This window comes from Pseudomonas sp. TWP3-1, assembly GCF_049896625.1.
In the GTDB taxonomy this organism is placed as follows: domain Bacteria; phylum Pseudomonadota; class Gammaproteobacteria; order Pseudomonadales; family Pseudomonadaceae; genus Aquipseudomonas.
This window is the reverse complement of record NZ_JAFCUQ010000002.1, coordinates 124,355-142,897: the sequence shown is the minus strand read 5'-3', so window position 1 is coordinate 142,897 and position 18,543 is coordinate 124,355. Positions and strand designations below refer to the sequence as shown.

The window sequence follows — 18,543 nt, the reverse complement described above, 5'->3', positions numbered from 1 at the left end:
ACGCTAGCTGAGGAAGACACCATGAAAGCTGATATCCACCCGAATTACCCAGTCATTGCTGTTACCTGCAGCTGTGGCAACAAGTTCGAAACTCGTTCGACTTTCGGCAAGCCGCTGCCAATCGACGTGTGCAACGAATGCCACCCGTTCTACACCGGTAAGCAAAAGACTCTGGACACTGGCGGCCGCGTTCAGCGCTTCGCAGACCGTTTCGGTGCTTTCGGCAAGAAACCTGCAGCTGCAGAGTAAGGTTGAAAGGCCCGGTGGGCTTTTCCTCATTGCTGAAAAAGGCGTCCCTCGCGGGCGCCTTTTTTATGCCTGCGATTTGGCTGTCAACGGCGCAGGCGTTCTGCCCGGCCCCGTCCGGTTTGACGCAAGTCACGGTGCAGCGCGTAGTAGATGGCGACACCGTGCGCCTGAGCGACGGGCGCAGCGTGCGCATGATCGGGCTCAATACGCCTGAACTCGGCAAGCAGGGCCGCAGCGACGAGCCATTCGCCGTAGCTGCGCGGCAACGCCTGGAAGCGCTAGTGGCCAGCAGTGGCGGGCGCGTCGGTGTGCTTCCCGGTAAGGAGTCCAAGGATCATTACGGCCGCACGCTGGCCCACCTCTACAGCGCCAGCGGCGCCAATCTCGAAGCACAAATGCTCGCCGATGGCCTGGGATTCCTGGTCGCGGTGGCGCCGAATGTCGATCTGGTTGCCTGTCAGCAAGCTGCCGAACGCAATGCGCGGCAGGCCGGTCTTGGCGTGTGGAAGCAGTCGCCTGTACTGAAAGCAGAGCAGATCCAGCGTTCGGGTTTTGCCGTGATCAGCGGGCGTGTGAGCAAGGTTCAGCGCAATCGTGGCGGAATCTGGATCGAGTTGCAGGACTCGCTTGTATTGCGCGTTGCACCCAATCTGCTCGACCGCTTTGACGGTGCGGCGCTGCAAGCGTTGAAGGGCCGACAAATCGAGGCTCGTGGCTGGATCGTTGATCGTTCGCGACGCGGCGGACTGAAATCAGGACAGCCACGCTGGCTGCTGCCACTGACCGATCCGTCGATGCTGCAGTCTTCGCGCTGAAGAAAAATTGTAGACATTTTTCAACTCGATTGTGAACACTCCAGCCCTTGTGCACCGTGGCTCTTGGCCCAAAGTCGTAGGACAGGGCGCTTGACAGGGGTGACCGGTCAGTCTTGTGGGGACTTTGCGAGGCGCGTATCCTCGCTGACCAGTCTGTCCAACAGTAAAAAGCGGAATGCCCCCATGTCTGATCTGAAAACTGCCGCTCTCGAATACCATGCCCATCCTCGTCCAGGGAAGCTGAGTGTCGAGCTCACCAAGGCCACAGCTACTGCTCGCGACCTGTCGCTGGCGTACAGCCCCGGCGTAGCCGAACCAGTGCGCGAGATCGCTCGCGATCCTGAACTGGCTTACAAATACACCGGCAAAGGCAACCTGGTTGCAGTCATTTCCGATGGCACCGCGATTCTCGGTCTGGGTAACCTCGGCCCATTGGCTTCCAAGCCAGTGATGGAAGGTAAAGGCGTGCTGTTCAAGCGCTTCGCCGGCATCGACGTATTCGACATCGAAGTCGACTCCGAAAGCCCGCAAGCCTTCATCGACACCGTCAAGCGCATCTCCATCACCTTCGGCGGCATCAACCTGGAAGACATCAAGGCGCCTGAGTGCTTTGAGATCGAACGCGCTCTGATCGAGCAGTGCGACATTCCGGTGTTCCACGATGACCAGCACGGCACCGCCATCGTGACCGCTGCGGGCATGATCAACGCCCTGGAAATCGCCGGCAAAACCCTTGCTGACGCGAAGATCGTCTGCCTCGGTGCCGGTGCTGCTGCCATCTCATGCATGAAATTGCTGGTGAGCATGGGCGCAAGCATCGAAAACATCTTCATGGTTGACCGTACCGGCGTGATCCACTCCGGCCGTGACGACCTGAACCAGTACAAAGCGGTGTTCGCTCACGCGACCGAAAAACGCACTCTGGCTGACGCGCTGAAGGGCGCTGACGTGTTCGTCGGTCTGTCCGGCCCGAACCTGCTGAGCGCTGAAGGCCTGCTGTCGATGGCGGCCAACCCGATCGTGTTCGCCTGCTCGAACCCGGATCCGGAAATCTCCCCGGAACTGGCGCACGCCACCCGCAGCGACGTGATCATGGCCACCGGCCGTTCGGACTACCCGAACCAGGTCAACAACGTGCTGGGCTTCCCGTTCATCTTCCGTGGTGCCCTGGACGTTCGCGCCAAGCGCATCAACGAAGAAATGAAAGTGGCCGCCGCCAACGCCCTGCGTGAACTGGCCAAACTGCCAGTGCCACAGGACGTGTGCGATGCCTACGGTGGTGCTCCGCTGGAATTCGGCCGTGAGTACATCATTCCGAAGCCAATGGACAAGCGCCTGATCACCCTGATCTCCGATGCTGTGGCCAAAGCCGCGATCGAGACCGGTGTGGCGACCCTGCCGTATCCGAAGAACTACCCGCTGAAAAGCGTGGATGACGTGTTCAACGGTTAAGCTGTTGTAGCGCTTCAACTGAAAGCCCCGGCTCGCGAGAGTCGGGGCTTTTTTGTTGGTCAAAAGCAACCCTCACCCCAGCCCTCTCCCAGAGGGAGAGGGAGCCGACCGTGGGATGTTTGAGAGATACGCCGACCTGAACTTGCTTTACCGAATCCATAATCGACTCGGTCATTCAGGTCGATGTATGGCGGAAGACACCTCGGTCAGTCCCCTCTCCCTCTGGGAGAGGGCTAGGGTGAGGGGCTCTTGATCTTCATGTATAAAAAAGCCCCGCTCTTCTCTCGAAGGCGGGGCTTTTCATCAGGTGGCTAAATCAGAACAGGTCGATAGGCGCCTGTTCATCCGCCGGCAACGGACTGCCCGGCACCGCTCCATTACCAAGCTCATTCACCGACGGCGGCGTATCTTCGGCCTTGAACAGCTCGAAGTACGCACCCGGCGTGCTCGGCGAGGCCGCACGGCCACTGGCCGGATCCACCCGCAAGCTCAGCAACCCTTCCGGCTCGGCCTGCACATGCGGTGGCTTGTCCTTCAGTGCGGCAGCCATGTAGTTCATCCAGATCGGCAGCGCCACGGTGCCGCCGAACTCGCGGCGACCGAGGCTTTCCGGCTGGTCGAAGCCAGTCCACACGGTGGTCACGTAATCGGCGTTGTAGCCGGAGAACCACGCATCCTTGGATTCGTTGGTGGTACCGGTTTTACCGGCGATATCGCTGCGACCCAGCGCCAGTGCACGGCGACCGGTGCCGAGCTTGATCACGTCCTGCAACATGCTGTTGAGAATGTAGGTGGTGCGGCCATCAACGATGCGCTCGGCAACCGCTGGCGTCTGCGGCGTGGCCGGGCTGCCCGGTGCTTCACCCGGTGTCGCGTTGACCGTGAAGGTCTCGGCCGACGGCGCGGCGATGCCGTCAGTCGCTGCGGCGCCCTGCGGCACGCTTGGCGGGTTGGCGACGAACAGCGTGTCGCCGTTGCGGCTTTCGATCTTGTCGATGATGAACGGGGTGATCTTGTAGCCACCGTTGGCGAAGGTGGCCCAACCGGTCGCGATCTCCATCGGTGTCAGGGTCGCGGTGCCGAGTGCCAGCGACAGGTTCGGCGGCAAGTCCTGCTTGTTGAAGCCGAAGCGGCTGATGTAGTCGATGGTCTTGCCCACGCCCATTGCTTGCAGCAAACGGATCGACACCAGGTTGCGCGACTTGTACAGCGCCTCACGCAAGCGGATCGGGCCGAGGAACGTGTTGGTGTCGTTCTTTGGACGCCAGACCTTGTCCAGGTACTCGTCGACGAACACGATCGGTGCGTCGTTCACCAGTGTGGCGGCGGTGTAGCCGCTATCCAGCGCGGCGCTATAAACGAATGGCTTGAAGCTCGAACCCGGCTGACGCTTGGCCTGCATCGCACGGTTGTAGTTGCTTTGCTCGAAAGCGAAACCACCGACCAGCGAGCGGATTGCGCCGTTCTGCGGATCCAGCGACACCAGCGCGCCTTGCGCCTGCGGGAGCTGGCTGAACTTCAGCGAGTTGTCTTTCTGCCGTTGCACGCGCACCAGGTCACCGATCTGCGCTACATCCGACGGCTGACGCGGGTTGGCGCCCATGCTGTTTGTGTTGAGGAACGGTCGTGCCCATTTCATGGTGTCCCAGGCCACGTGCTCTTCGCCGGTACGGGTCAACACTTGCAGGCCGTTCTTGTCCACCTGGGTAACGATGGCTGGCTCTAGACTGCTGATGGTGCGTTGTTTGGTCAGTTCAGCGGCCCAGGCTTCACGGGTCTTGCCTGGCAGACGCGACTCAGGCCCACGGTAGCCGTGACGCTGGTCGTAGGTCATCAGGCCTTCGTGCAGCGCGGTGTTGGCCATTTCCTGCAAGTTGCTCGGCACCGTAGTGGTGACGCGGAAACCTTCGGTGTAGGCGTCGCTGCCGTAACGACCGACCATTTCCGCGCGAGCCATTTCGGCGATGTACGGCGCGTTCACTTCCGGCGTCGGCACGTGGTAGCTGGCGTTCAGTGGCTCGTTGATTGCGGCGGTGTAGTCCGGCTCGCTGATTTTGCCGAGCTTGTACATGCGGCCGAGAATCCAGTCGCGCCGTTCTTTACTGCGTGCCGGGTTGGCCAGCGGGTTGAAACGCGACGGAGCTTTCGGCAGGCCGGCGATCATCGCCATCTGCGCCAGGCTGACGTCGCGGATCGACTTGCCGTAATACACCTGCGCAGCAGCTTCGATGCCGTAGGCGCGGTTGCCCAGATAGATCTTGTTGACGTACAGCTCAAGGATTTCGTCCTTGGTCAGCTGCCGTTCGATCTGCAAGGCCAGGAGGATTTCGGTGGTTTTGCGCGAGAAGCTGCGTTCGCTGCTCAGGAAGAAGTTCTTCGCCACCTGCATGGTGATGGTGCTGCCGCCGGACTGGATGTGTCCGCTTTTGACCAGTTGGGTCGCGGCGCGCATCAGGCTGCTCGGATCGACGCCATAGTGGTTGGCGAAGTTGTCGTCTTCAGCACTTAGTAACGCATTAATGAAATTGGGGGGAATGTCGGCGAAACGGATCGGAGTCCGGCGCATTTCGCCAAACTCTGCGATCAATTTGTCGTCGCTGCTGTAGACGCGAAGGGGAATCTGCAACTGGATGCTTCTCAGCGCCTCCACGGACGGCAATCCCGGACTAAGGTAAAGGTACGCGCCGCTGAGAGCTAAAAGCAGTCCGCAGAAAATGGCGACGATGGACCAACCGAAAAATTTCAGCAGACGAATCAAGGCGTTTGAACATCCAGGGCAAAGAATGAATTAGGCGACAGGGTTCCGGGAACACACAGAACGGCCCGCGCTGGCAGTAAAAAGCGGAAAAAATCGCTGGGCATTATAAGCACTTTTCCGCCGGGGGCGTCATTTGCGCTGCTGTCAAGACGGGGTCAGGGAACGCAATGGGCATTACAGAGTCCGTAACTCACGGATAGTCATAGGGAATTGGTAGTGCTAGGACTCTTCAATAAAAAGACCAATACGTTACTGGGGATCGACATCAGTTCCACCTCAGTGAAGCTGCTGGAGCTGAGCCGTCAGGGCGATCGCTATCGGGTCGAGGCGTATGCGGTCGAGCCGTTGCCGGCGAATGCCGTGGTCGAAAAGAACATTGCCGAACTTGAGGGCGTCGGGCTTGCCCTGTCCAAGGTATTGGCCAAGGCCCGCACCGGGCAGAAAAACGTGGCGGTGGCTGTCGCCGGTTCTGCGGTGATCACCAAGATCATCGAGATGGACGCCGGACTTTCCGACGACGAACTGGAAAACCAGCTCAAGATCGAGGCCGATCAATACATCCCCTATCCGCTGGATGAAGTCGCCATCGACTTTGAAGTCCAGGGCGTCTCGCCGCGTAACCCCGAGCGGGTCAATGTGTTGCTGGCCGCCTGTCGCAAGGAAAACGTCGAAGTCCGCGAAGCGGCGCTGGCGCTGGCCGGGCTGACTGCGCGGGTGGTCGATGTCGAAGCCTACGCGCTGGAGCGTTCGTTCGGGTTGCTCGCCAAGCAACTGGCGGCTTCTCAAGAGCGCCTGACTGTCGCGGTAGTCGATATCGGCGCGACCATGACCACCCTCAGCGTTCTGCATAACGGCCGCATCATCTATACCCGCGAGCAGTTGTTCGGCGGTCGCCAGTTGACCGAAGAAATCCAGCGGCGCTACGGCCTGACCGTCGAACAGGCCGGCCTGGCAAAAAAACAGGGCGGCTTGCCCGACGACTACGTCAGCGAGGTATTGCAGCCATTTCGCGAGGCGCTGGTGCAGCAAGTCTCGCGCTCGTTGCAGTTCTTCTTCGCTTCCGGTCAGTACAACGCGGTCGATCACATTTTGCTGGCCGGTGGCACGGCTTCGGTGCCGGGGCTGGACCGGCTGATCGAAGAACGCCTGAAGACACCGACCCAGGTTGCCAACCCGTTTGCCGACATGGCCCTGAGCAGCAGGGTCAACGCCGGGGCGCTTGCAAGTGATGCGCCGGCCCTGATGATTGCCTGTGGGCTCGCGCTCAGGAGTTTTGACTGATGGCGCGGATCAACCTTTTACCCTGGCGCGAGGAGCGTCGCGAAGAAAAGCGCAAACGCTTTCTGCTGGTCTTGATCGGCGTGGTGGTCGGCTCGGTCGGAGCGGTGTTTATCGCCGACCAGATCGTCAGTGCTGCCATCCAGCGACAAATGGCGCGCAACGATTACATTGGCAAACAGATCGCGGTAGTCGATGAGCGGATCAAACAGATCAGCGAACTCAAGGCCCACCGCCAGCAATTGGTGGAGCGCATGCGCATCATCCAGGACTTGCAGGTCAACCGGCAGATCAGCGGGCGGATCTTCGATCAACTGGCGCGCACGCTGCCGGACGGGGTGTATTTCACCGACGTGAAAATGGCCGGCAAAACCCTGTCGATCAGCGGTGCGGCCGAGTCGAACAATCGCGTGTCCGACCTGATGCGCAACCTCGACGCCTCCGACTGGTTCGACGCGCCGAGCCTGACGGAAGTCAAGGCGACCACGGCCGGGCAGCTTGAGCAGGCCAATGTCTTTCAACTGACCGTACGCCAGACCCGGCCGAAGAACCTGGAGGGCGACCAATGAAGCCGTCCGAATGGCTGGAAAGTCTACGCAGTATCGATTTCAACGACCTCGATACGAGCAACATCGGTTCGTGGCCCGCAGCAGTCAAAGGCTTGGCCGGCGCACTGTTGATGATCGTGGTTCTGGCGCTTGGCTACAGCTTTTTCATCAGCGACATGCAGAGCCAGCTCGATCTCAAGCGCGAGGAAGAAATCACCCTCAAGGAGCAGTTCGCCAGCAAAGCACGCATGGCGGCCAATCTGGAGTTGTACACCCAGCAGATGAAGGAAATGGAAAACTCCTTCGGCGTGCTGCTGCGGCAATTGCCCAGTGACACTGAAGTGCCGGGCTTGCTCGAAGACATCACCCGCACGGGGCTGGGCAGCGGTCTTGAGTTTGAAGAGATCAAACTGCTGCCCGAGGTCACCCAGCAGTTCTACATCGAACTGCCGATCCAGATCACTGTGACCGGCGCCTATCACGACCTCGCCACCTTCGTCAGCGGCGTCGCCGGGCTGCCACGCATCGTTACCCTGCACGATTTCGAACTGGCCCCGGCCAATCCCGACGGCGGCACTAAGTTGCGCATGAGCATCCTCGCCAAGACCTACCGCTATAACGACAAGGGGCTGCAGAAATGACCCCGATTCGTTATTCCACCCTGGCTTTGCTGATCCTCACGCTTAACGGTTGTGGCGGCAGCGACGACTTCAGCGACCTCGACGCCTACATGAATCAAGAGCGTCTACGCCCACCGGGCAAGATCGAACCGACACCGACGTTCCGTTCCTATCCGACATTTACCTACAGCGCCGCCAACCTGCGCAGCCCGTTCTCGCGCCAGGTGCGCGCTGATGTGGCCGGACAAAAACGCGGCTCGCGCAACGTCAAACCAGACCCGAACCGGGTCAAGCAATACCTCGAAGGTTTCAACATCGAGCAGTTTGAAATGGTCGGCACGATCTCCAATGCCAGCGGCTCCTTCGCGTTATTGCGCGGAGCGGGCGGGGTGCATCGGCTCAAGGTCGGCGATTACCTGGGGCGCAATGACGGACGCATCGTCGCGATCAATGCGGCTCAGGTCGATGTGGTCGAAATCGTTCCCGATGGCGACGGCGCCTGGCTGGAGCGGCCGCGCACCATTCCTTTGAAAGAGCACTCATAGTGGAAGTCGATCAATGAACAGGATTTTCTCAACCTTCGGTTTTTCGCTATGGATAGCGTTGCTGTCACCGATGGTAATCGCGGCCAATCTGCAGGCGCTGGATGTTGCGGCGTTGCCGGGTGATCGTGTCGAACTCAAGTTGTCGTTCGACGGCCCGCCGCCGCAACCCAAGGGTTACACCACCGAGTCGCCGGCGCGTATTGCGCTGGACCTGCCGGGTGTCGCCAGCCAATTGGCCAACAAGAATCGCGACCTGGGCAGCGGCAATGCGCGCACTGCCACGGTGGTCGAGGCCAAGGATCGTACGCGACTGATCATCAGCCTGACCCAGTTGGCCCCGTATGACACGCGGGTCGAAGGCAATAATGTGTTCGTAGTGGTCGGGCCGGGCACCAAACCTGTGGCTGCACGCCCGAAAACCACTGCGCCACGGGCCACAGCGGTTAAAGCGCCGACTCGGGCGTACGCGCCGTCGTCCAAAGCCATTCGCGGTGTGGATTTTCAGCGCGGCACGGCGGGCGAAGGCAATGTGGTGATCGACCTGTCCGACCCGACTATCGCCCCGGATATTCAGGAGCACGACGGCAAGATCATCCTCAGCTTCGCCCGCACTCAGTTGCCTGAGCCATTGCGGGTGCGCCTCGACGTCAAGGATTTCGCCACCCCGGTGCAATTCGTCAACGCCGCTGTCAGCGGGGATCGCGCGGTGATCACCGTCGAACCGAGCGGTACGTTCGACTATTCAACGTTCCAGACCGACAACAAGCTGACCGTGAGCATCCGGCCGATGACGGTCGATGACTTGCAAAAGCGCAACGCCGATCGCAAGGCCTACAGCGGCGAGAAGCTTTCGCTGAATTTTCAGGACATCGACGTGCGCTCGGTGCTGCAACTGATCGCCGATTTCACCAACCTCAATCTGGTGGCCAGCGATACGGTGCAGGGCGGCATCACCTTGCGCCTGCAAAACGTGCCGTGGGATCAGGCGCTGGATCTGGTGCTGAAGACCAAGGGCCTGGACAAGCGCAAGATCGGCAATGTGTTGCTAGTGGCCCCCGCCGATGAAATCGCTGCGCGTGAGCGCCAGGAACTGGAATCGCAGAAACAGATCGCCGAGCTGGCGCCGTTGCGCCGCGAACTGTTGCAGGTCAACTACGCCAAGGCAGCGGACATTGCCAAGCTGTTTCAGTCGGTGACCAGTGCCGAGGCGAAAATCGACGAGCGCGGTTCGATCACCGTCGATGAACGCACCAACAACATCATTGCCTATCAGACTCAGGATCGCCTCGACGAACTGCGGCGGATCGTGGCGCAGCTGGATATCCCGGTGCGTCAGGTCATGATCGAAGCGCGCATCGTCGAGGCCAACGTCGATTATGACAAGAGCCTGGGCGTGCGCTGGGGCGGTTCGATCCAGAACAAAGGCAACTGGAACACCTCCGGCGTGAGCAACGGTTCGTCGACCACCATCGGCACGCCGGGCAGTACCAGCACCAACTCGCCGTTCGTCGACATGGGCACCATCGGCAACACCTCGGGGATCGGCATCGCGTTCATCACCGACAACGTGCTGCTCGACCTGGAGCTGACGGCGATGGAGAAAACCGGCAACGGCGAAATCGTTTCGCAGCCCAAGGTGGTCACCTCGGACAAGGAAACCGCGAAAATCCTCAAAGGCACCGAGATTCCGTATCAGGAGGCCAGCTCCAGCGGCGCTACGTCGGTGTCATTCAAGGAGGCTTCGCTGTCGCTGGAAGTGACGCCACAGATCACTCCGGACAACCGCATCATCATGGAGGTCAAGGTCACCAAGGACGAACCGGACTACCTGAACAAAGTGCAGGACGTGCCGCCGATCAAGAAAAACGAGGTCAACGCCAAGGTGCTGGTGAATGACGGCGAAACCATCGTGATCGGTGGGGTTTTCTCAAATACTCAAAGCAAGGTCGTAGATAAGGTGCCATTTCTTGGCGATGTGCCGTATCTTGGCCGCCTTTTCCGGCGTGATGTGGTTTCGGAGAAAAAATCCGAGCTGCTGGTATTTCTCACTCCGCGTATCATGAATAACCAGGCGATTGCTGTGAGTCGTTGATTCTGTGCGAAATTTGATTCTTGTAGGACCGATGGGGGCTGGTAAAAGCACCATCGGCCGATTACTGGCCAAAGAGCTGCGCCTGCCGTTCAAAGATTCCGACAAGGAAATTGAACTGCGTACGGGCGCCAATATCCCGTGGATCTTCGACAAGGAAGGCGAGCCCGGCTTTCGTGACCGTGAGCAGGCGATGATCGCCGAGCTGTGCGGGTTCGATGGCGTGGTGTTGGCAACCGGCGGCGGCGCAGTCATGCGCGATGCCAACCGCAAGGCCCTGCATGAGGGAGGGCGAGTGGTGTATCTGCACGCCTCGGTCGAACAGCAGGTCGGTCGCACTTCTCGCGACCGCAACCGCCCGTTGCTGCGCACCGGCAATCCCGAAAAAACCCTGCGTGATCTGCTGGCGATCCGTGATCCGCTGTATCGAGAAATCGCTGATCTGGTGGTGGAAACCGACGAGCGGCCGCCACGCATGGTCGTGCTGGATATCCTCGAGCGCCTGGCGCAGCTTCCACCCCGTTAAACCGTCGCCCGAAATGCGCTATCCTCGGCGTCCTGTCGAGGGTTGTGGCGGATCGCACGCAAGCGGCGTCACACCTCTCAAGGCCGGGGACGTCCGATAATTCATGGCAGGACGCCTGCTTCCATCTTCACTGTGGGGACACATGCAGACACTCAAGGTCGATTTAGGCGAGCGCAGCTACCCGATTCATATCGGCGAAGGTTTGTTGGATCAGGCGGAGTTGCTGGCGCCGCATATCCACGGGCGGCAAGTGGCAATCATCTCCAACGAGACCGTAGCGCCGCTGTATCTCGAACGTCTGACCCGCAGCCTCGCGCAGTTCTCGGTGATTTCCGTAGTGCTGCCCGACGGCGAAGCCTTCAAGAACTGGGAAACCCTGCAACTGATCTTCGACGGCCTGCTGACTGCACGTCATGACCGCCGCACCACCGTGATCGCCCTGGGCGGCGGGGTGATCGGCGACATGGCCGGTTTCGCGGCGTCCTGCTACCAGCGCGGTGTCGATTTCATTCAGATTCCAACCACGCTGCTGTCCCAGGTCGATTCGTCGGTGGGCGGCAAGACCGGGATCAATCATCCGCTGGGCAAGAACATGGTCGGCGCGTTCTATCAGCCGAACGTGGTGCTGATCGATACTGCCTCGCTGAATACCCTGCCGGCGCGCGAACTGTCCGCCGGTCTGGCCGAAGTCATCAAATACGGGCTGATCTGCGACGAGCCGTTCCTCACCTGGCTCGAAGAAAACGTCGATCGCCTGCGCAATCTCGATCAGCAAGCCCTGACTTACGCGATCGAGCGCTCCTGCGCCGCGAAGGCTGCGGTGGTCGGCGCTGACGAGAAAGAAACTGGCGTGCGCGCCACGCTCAACCTCGGCCACACCTTTGGCCACGCCATCGAAACCCACATGGGCTATGGTGTCTGGTTGCATGGCGAAGCAGTCGCCGCGGGCACCGTGATGGCGCTGGAGATGTCCGCGCGTCTGGGCTGGATCAGCGAGCAGGAGCGCGATCGCGGCATTCGTCTGTTCCAGCGCGCCGGTCTGCCGGTGGTTCCGCCTGAAGAGATGAGCGAAGCCGATTTTCTCGAACACATGGCAATTGATAAAAAAGTGATCGACGGTCGTCTACGCCTGGTGCTGCTGCGCCGGATGGGCGAAGCGGTGGTGACCGCCGATTATCCGAAAGAGGTTCTACAGGCCACGCTGAGCGCGGATTACCGCGCTCTGGCTCAGCTTAAAGGTTAATAAGATTCCGATGACTAGTTTGCATGCCGACGAGGCGTTCCTCGGCCATTACCAGTTAAGCCACGACCCTTTCGCTCCACGGGTGCCGGGCTTCAAATTCTTCCCGGCCCAGCGCAAACCAGTGCTGGGTCAACTGCATCATCTGGCGCGTTACAGCCAGTTGCTGCTGGTGGTTACCGGCCCGCAAGGCAGCGGCAAGACCCTGCTGCGTCAGGCGCTGGTAGCCAGTACCAACAAACAATCGGTGCAGAGCGTGGTGGTTTCCGCACGCGGTGCCGGCGATGCGGCGGGCGTGTTGCGCCAGGTTGCTCAAGCGCTGGACGTGGCGCAGGCCGACGTCGGTGCGATTCTTGATCAGGTAGTGCAGTTGGCGCTGACCGGTCAGGAAGTCTATCTGCTGGTAGATGACGCCGAGCAGCTCGACGAATCCGCTCTCGAAGCGCTGATGGCGCTGGGTGCCGGCGCACCGGAAGGTCGCCCGCACGTGTTCCTGTTCGGCGAGTCGTCGCTGATCGCTCAGCTTGAGGCTTTGCAGCTTGAGGAAGAGCGTTTCCACGTCATCGAATTGCAGCCGTACACCGAAGAAGAAACCCGCGAATATCTCGATCTGCGTCTGCAAGGTGCTGGCCGCGGTATCGAACTTTTCACCGCGGATCAGATCTCTGATATTCACGAAAGCTCCGAGGGTTGGCCGGGTAATATCAACCAGGTCGCTCGCGATGCACTGATCGAAGCCATGATTGCCAGCCGCTCTGCGGTCAAGCGTCCAAGTATGGGGTTCAACATGCCGAAGAAACACGTATTGGCGATTTCCGCCGTCGTTGTGGTCGCGGTTGCTGCCGCCTGGCTGATGCCGGGTCGCAACAAGACACCGACTACCGGTGCGCCGGCCAACGAACAGGCGCAACTGCCATTGGGTCAAGGCACGCCTCAGGCGGGCGCCAACCCATCCGTCGAATTCAATGGCAATACGCAGCCAATGCCGCTGCCGCTGGTCGGCAACTCGCAGCCAGTGATGCGCGGCCCGTTGGCTGAAGCGGCTGGCGGCATCACCGAAGGCGACGACGGCGTGCCGCTCGAAGGCTCCAGCGATACGCCACCAACCGTGACCACTTCCGCGCCACCTGCGGGCGTTCCGGCCGGTCCTGCGCCGACCCCGGTTCCAGTGCCTGCGGCCAAGCCAACGCCTGCACCGACCCAGATCGCCACCGCCAAGCCTGCTCCGGTTGCACCAGCGGTGAAACCGGCGCCAGCACCGGCCAAGCCGGTTGCAGCGGTCAAACCGGCCGAGAAGCCAGCTGTCGTGGCCAAAGCTGCCGGTGGCAGCTGGTACGCCGGCCAGCCGACCAGCAACTATGTGGTGCAGATCCTCGGCACCAGCTCCGAGACTGCTGCGCAAAGCTTCGTCAAAGAGCAGGGCGGTGAGTACCGCTATTTCAAGAAAGTCCTCAACGGCAAGCCGCTCTACGTGATCACCTACGGCAACTTCGCCAATCGTGATGCGGCTGTTTCTGCCATCAAGGCCTTGCCAGCGAAGGTTCAGGCTGGTAAACCTTGGCCTCGCACTGTCGCCAGCGTCCAACAGGAACTGGCAACAACTCGCTGAAGATTCGGCGGCCTTACCCAGGCCGCCACTCCAGGCACCTCAAAATTTCCGCAAGTGCGCGCCGCCTCTACAGGCCGCGTGCCTTGTGGTGTCTGCGTCACAGTAGTCTTTGAGTCGTTGCGGTCAAAATTAAAAAAGTTTTGACTAGCACAGCAGATCGCTTTAAACCTTTCACAAATGCGACATGAATTTGCGACATTTCGTCGTCAAATTTGTGAGCCTCTGTGTCGCTGTGTACAATGACCACCCTTTTGCCCCCGCTAAGCCGGCGTACGTTCGGCGCGGATCGCAAGTGGTTGAATTGAAAAGAAATTTGCCTCGAAAAGAGGCAGCCTGGTGAGAAAGTGTCTATGAAAGCAGGTCTGTACCAACCAGATGAATTCAAGGATAACTGCGGTTTCGGCCTGATAGCCCATATGCAGGGCGAACCCAGTCATACCCTTTTGCAAACGGCCATTGAGGCCCTGACCTGCATGACCCACCGCGGTGGGATTAATGCCGACGGCAAGACCGGTGACGGCTGCGGTCTGCTGATTCAAAAACCCGACGCCTTCCTGCGTGCGATTGCCCAGAAAACCTTCAGTGTCGAGTTGCCCAAGCAATACGCCGTGGGCATGGTTTTCTTCAACCAGGATCCGGTCAAAGCCGAAGCCGCTCGCGAGAACATGAACCGCGAGATCATCGCTGAAGGCCTGCAACTGATCGGCTGGCGCAAAGTGCCCATCGACACCAGCGTCCTCGGCCGCCTGGCCCTTGAGCGCCTGCCGCAGATCGAGCAGGTGTACATCGGCGGCGAAGGCCTGAGCGATCAGGACATGGCGGTCAAGCTGTTCAGCGCCCGTCGTCGTTCGTCGGTGACCAATGCTGTCGACAGCGACCACTACATCTGCAGCTTTTCGCACAAGACCATCATTTATAAAGGCCTGATGATGCCGGCCGATCTGGCCGCGTTTTATCCGGACCTGAGTGACGAGCGCCTGCAAACCGCGATCTGTGTGTTTCACCAGCGCTTCTCTACCAACACCTTGCCAAAATGGCCGCTGGCTCAGCCATTCCGCTTCCTCGCCCATAACGGCGAAATCAACACCATCACCGGTAACCGCAACTGGGCCCAGGCGCGTCGGACCAAATTCACCAACGATCTGATGGATCTGGAAGAACTCGGCCCACTGGTCAACCGCGTGGGTTCCGACTCATCGAGCATGGACAACATGCTTGAGCTGATGGTCACCGGTGGCATCGACCTGTTCCGTGGCGTGCGCATGATCATTCCGCCTGCGTGGCAGAACGTTGAAACCATGGACCCGGATCTGCGTGCGTTCTACGAGTACAACTCGATGCACATGGAACCGTGGGACGGCCCGGCCGGCGTGGTCATGACCGATGGTCGCTACGCGGTATGCCTGCTCGACCGTAACGGTCTGCGCCCGGCGCGTTGGGTGACCACCACCAACGGTTTCATCACGGTTGCGTCGGAAATCGGCGTGTGGAATTACCAGCCGGAAGACGTGATCGCCAAGGGCCGTGTGGGGCCGGGGCAGATCCTTGCCGTGGACACCGAAACCGGGCAGATCCTCGACACCGATGCGATCGACAACCGACTGAAATCCCGTCATCCGTACAAGCAATGGCTGCGCAAGAATGCCTTGCGCATTCAGGCGACCATGGAGGACAACGATCACGGTTCGGCTTTCTACGACGTCGATCAGCTCAAGCAATACATGAAGATGTATCAGGTCACGTTCGAAGAGCGCGACCAAGTGCTGCGTCCGCTTGGCGAGCAAGGCTATGAAGCCGTTGGCTCGATGGGCGACGATACGCCGATGGCGGTGCTGTCCCAGCGCGTGCGCACGCCGTACGACTATTTCCGTCAGCAGTTCGCGCAGGTGACCAACCCGCCGATCGATCCGTTGCGTGAAGCCATCGTGATGTCGCTGGAAATCTGCCTCGGCGCCGAGCGCAACATCTTCCAGGAGTCGCCGGAACATGCCTCGCGCGTGATCCTCAGCTCGCCGGTCATCTCGCCGGCCAAGTGGCGCTCGCTGATGAACCTCGACCGCCCGGGTTTCGAGCGTCAAGTCATCGACCTCAACTATGACGAAAGCGTCGGTCTCGAAGCGGCGATCCGCAACGTTGCCGATCAGGCTGAAGAAGCCGTGCGCGCCGGGCGTACCCAGATCGTCCTGAGCGACCGCCATATCGCCCCGGGCAAACTGCCGATCCACGCCTCGCTGGCCACCGGTGCGGTGCATCACCGCCTGACCGAAAAAGGCCTGCGCTGCGACTCGAACATCCTTGTCGAAACCGCCACTGCGCGCGATCCGCATCACTTCGCGGTGCTGATCGGTTTTGGCGCCTCGGCGGTGTATCCGTTCCTCGCTTACGAAGTATTGGGCGACCTGATCCGTACCGGTGAAGTACTGGGCGACCTCTATGAGGTGTTCAAGAACTACCGCAAAGGCATCACCAAAGGTCTGCTGAAGATCCTGTCGAAGATGGGCATTTCGACCATTGCCTCGTATCGCGGTGCGCAGCTGTTCGAAGCCATCGGCCTGTCCGAAGAAGTGTGCGACCTGAGCTTCCGTGGCGTGCCGAGCCGCATCAAGGGTGCGCGTTTCGTCGATATCGAAGCCGAGCAGAAAGCGCTGGCTGCCGAAGCCTGGAGTCCGCGCAAGCCGATCCAGCAGGGCGGTCTGCTGAAGTTCGTCCACGGTGGCGAATATCACGCGTATAACCCGGACGTGGTCAACACTCTGCAGGCCGCTGTGCAGCAGGGCGACTACGCCAAGTTCAAGGAATACACCGCGCTGGTGGACAACCGTCCGGTGTCGATGATCCGCGACCTGCTCAAGGTCAAGACCCTCGACACGCCGCTGGACATCAGTGAAATCGAACCGCTGGAATCCGTGCTCAAGCGCTTTGACTCCGCCGGTATCTCTTTGGGCGCACTGTCGCCGGAAGCTCACGAAGCCCTGGCCGAAGCCATGAACCGCCTCGGTGCGCGTTCCAACTCCGGTGAAGGCGGCGAAGACCCGGCGCGTTATGGCACCATCAAGAGCTCGAAAATCAAGCAGGTTGCGACGGGCCGTTTCGGTGTTACTCCGGAATACCTGGTCAACGCTGAAGTGTTGCAGATCAAAGTCGCCCAGGGCGCCAAGCCCGGCGAAGGTGGTCAACTGCCGGGCGGCAAGGTCAACGGGCTGATCGCCAAGTTGCGTTACGCAGTGCCGGGCGTGACCCTGATTTCGCCGCCGCCGCACCACGACATCTACTCGATTGAAGACTTGTCGCAGCTGATTTTTGACCTGAAACAAGTCAATCCGAAGGCGCTGGTTTCGGTAAAACTCGTGGCAGAAGCCGGCGTCGGCACCATCGCCGCCGGTGTGGCCAAGGCCTATGCGGACTTGATCACCATCTCCGGTTACGACGGTGGCACCGGCGCTTCGCCGCTGACTTCGATCAAGTACGCCGGCGCACCGTGGGAACTCGGCCTCGCCGAAACCCACCAGACCCTGCGTGGCAACGACTTGCGCGGCAAAGTCCGGGTGCAAACCGACGGTGGCCTGAAAACCGGCCTCGACGTGATCAAGGCTGCGATTCTCGGCGCCGAAAGCTTCGGCTTCGGCACCGCGCCAATGATCGCGCTGGGCTGCAAATACCTGCGCATCTGCCACCTGAACAACTGCGCCACTGGCGTTGCCACTCAAAACGAGAAGCTGCGTAAGGATCACTACATCGGCACCGTCGACATGGTGGTGAACTTCTTCACCTACGTCGCCGAAGAAACCCGTGAGTGGCTGGCCAAGCTGGGCGTGCGCTCCCTCGAAGAGCTGATCGGTCGCACCGATCTGCTGGAAGTCCTCGAAGGCCAGACCGCCAAGCAAAACCATCTGGATCTGACTCCGCTGCTCGGCAGCGATCACATCCCGGCGGACAAGCCGCAGTTCTGCCAGGTTGAGCGCAATCCGCCATTCGACCAAGGCCTGCTGGCCGAGAAAATGGTCGACATGGCCACCTCGGCCATCAATGACATGAGCGGCGCCGAGTTCGATCTGGATATCTGCAACTGCGACCGTTCGATCGGCGCGCGGATCTCCGGCGAAATCGCGCGCAAGCACGGTAATCAGGGCATGGCGAATGCGCCGATCACCTTCCGCTTCAAGGGCACTGCCGGTCAGAGCTTCGGCGTGTGGAACGCTGGTGGTCTGAACCTGTACCTCGAAGGCGACGCCAACGACTACGTCGGCAAAGGCATGACCGGTGGCAAGCTGACCATCGTGCCGCCGAAGGGCAGTGTCTACAAAACTCAGGACAGTGCCATCATCGGCAACACCTGCCTGTACGGCGCCACTGGCGGCAAGTTGTTCGCCGCCGGCACCGCGGGCGAGCGATTTGCTGTGCGTAACTCCGGCGCGCATGCCGTGGTTGAAGGGACTGGCGATCACTGCTGCGAATACATGACCGGTGGTTTCGTCTGCGTATTGGGCAAGACCGGTTACAACTTCGGCTCTGGCATGACCGGCGGTTTCGCTTACGTGCTCGACCAGGACAACGCCTTCGTTGACCGGGTCAACCACGAACTGGTGGAAATCCAGCGGATCAGCGGCGAGGCGATGGAAGCCTACCGCAGCCACCTGCAACGCGTGCTGAACGAGTACGTCGAGGAAACCGACAGCGAGTGGGGTCGTGAACTCGCCGAGAACCTCGATGATTACTTGCGTCGTTTCTGGCTGGTCAAGCCCAAGGCTGCCAACCTGAAATCGTTGCTTTCCAGCACTCGTGCCAACCCGCAGTGATATGCGCCTGAAGAGTTT

At 60.3% G+C, this 18,543-nt stretch carries 13 protein-coding genes; 12 read left to right on the top strand and 1 reads right to left on the bottom strand.

Features of this window, described 5'->3' with window-relative positions; all coding sequences use genetic code 11:
* The first annotated feature begins 21 nt into the window (after positions 1-21).
* From rpmE to ACP7BN_RS03805, 3 genes are all read left to right on the top strand, one after another.
* Positions 22-249, top strand: a complete 228-nt coding sequence (gene rpmE, locus ACP7BN_RS03815; protein WP_420646894.1) for a 50S ribosomal protein L31 — start codon at positions 22-24, stop codon at positions 247-249.
* Between the two features lie 65 nt (positions 250-314).
* A complete protein-coding gene (locus tag ACP7BN_RS03810) occupies positions 315-1,064 on the top strand; it encodes a thermonuclease family protein (protein WP_426201757.1) in 750 nt (249 codons plus the stop codon).
* A gap of 183 nt (positions 1,065-1,247) precedes the next feature.
* Complete coding sequence (locus ACP7BN_RS03805) at positions 1,248-2,516, top strand: malic enzyme-like NAD(P)-binding protein (RefSeq protein WP_420646896.1); 1,269 nt, start codon at positions 1,248-1,250, stop codon at positions 2,514-2,516.
* Between the two features lie 316 nt (positions 2,517-2,832).
* On the opposite strand, the gene ACP7BN_RS03800 is transcribed toward ACP7BN_RS03805, so the two are convergent.
* Positions 2,833-5,271: a penicillin-binding protein 1A gene (locus ACP7BN_RS03800; RefSeq protein WP_426202200.1), complete on the bottom strand. Its 2,439-nt coding sequence runs from the start codon at positions 5,269-5,271 to the stop codon at positions 2,833-2,835.
* Between the two features lie 219 nt (positions 5,272-5,490).
* On the opposite strand from ACP7BN_RS03800, the gene ACP7BN_RS03795 reads away from it, so the two are divergent.
* The 9 genes from ACP7BN_RS03795 to gltB all read left to right on the top strand — a co-directional run bounded on the left by ACP7BN_RS03795 (position 5,491) and on the right by gltB (position 18,525).
* Entirely contained in the window at positions 5,491-6,555 is a 1,065-nt protein-coding gene (locus ACP7BN_RS03795) for a pilus assembly protein PilM (protein WP_426201755.1), read from the top strand.
* Positions 6,555-7,121 carry a PilN domain-containing protein gene (locus tag ACP7BN_RS03790; protein ID WP_426201753.1) on the top strand — a complete coding sequence of 189 codons (567 nt, stop codon included), beginning with the start codon at positions 6,555-6,557 and terminating at the stop codon, positions 7,119-7,121. Before ACP7BN_RS03795 ends, ACP7BN_RS03790 begins: the two co-directional genes overlap by 1 nt.
* Positions 7,118-7,741, top strand: coding sequence for a type 4a pilus biogenesis protein PilO (gene pilO / locus ACP7BN_RS03785; RefSeq protein ID WP_426201751.1), 624 nt, complete (start codon positions 7,118-7,120; stop codon positions 7,739-7,741). The genes ACP7BN_RS03790 and pilO overlap by 4 nt, the downstream gene beginning before the upstream one ends.
* The gene (locus ACP7BN_RS03780; protein ID WP_420646900.1) at positions 7,738-8,265 is read left to right on the top strand and encodes a pilus assembly protein PilP; all 528 of its coding nucleotides are present in this window, start codon (positions 7,738-7,740) and stop codon (positions 8,263-8,265) included. The genes pilO and ACP7BN_RS03780 overlap by 4 nt, the downstream gene beginning before the upstream one ends.
* Positions 8,266-8,278: 13 nt before the next feature.
* Entirely contained in the window at positions 8,279-10,357 is a 2,079-nt protein-coding gene (gene pilQ / locus ACP7BN_RS03775; protein ID WP_426201749.1) for a type IV pilus secretin PilQ, read from the top strand.
* 4 nt (positions 10,358-10,361) lie between these two features.
* A complete protein-coding gene (gene aroK / locus ACP7BN_RS03770; RefSeq protein WP_420646902.1) occupies positions 10,362-10,880 on the top strand; it encodes a shikimate kinase AroK in 519 nt (172 codons plus the stop codon).
* A 142-nt stretch (positions 10,881-11,022) separates the two neighbouring features.
* Positions 11,023-12,123, top strand: a complete 1,101-nt coding sequence (aroB, locus tag ACP7BN_RS03765) for a 3-dehydroquinate synthase (protein ID WP_426201746.1) — start codon at positions 11,023-11,025, stop codon at positions 12,121-12,123.
* A gap of 10 nt (positions 12,124-12,133) precedes the next feature.
* Complete coding sequence (locus ACP7BN_RS03760) at positions 12,134-13,729, top strand: AAA family ATPase (protein WP_426201745.1); 1,596 nt, start codon at positions 12,134-12,136, stop codon at positions 13,727-13,729.
* A 350-nt stretch (positions 13,730-14,079) separates the two neighbouring features.
* Positions 14,080-18,525 (top strand): glutamate synthase large subunit, encoded by a 4,446-nt coding sequence (gene gltB, locus ACP7BN_RS03755; RefSeq protein WP_426201743.1) that lies wholly within the window; start codon positions 14,080-14,082, stop codon positions 18,523-18,525.
* The last annotated feature ends 18 nt before the right edge of the window (positions 18,526-18,543 follow it).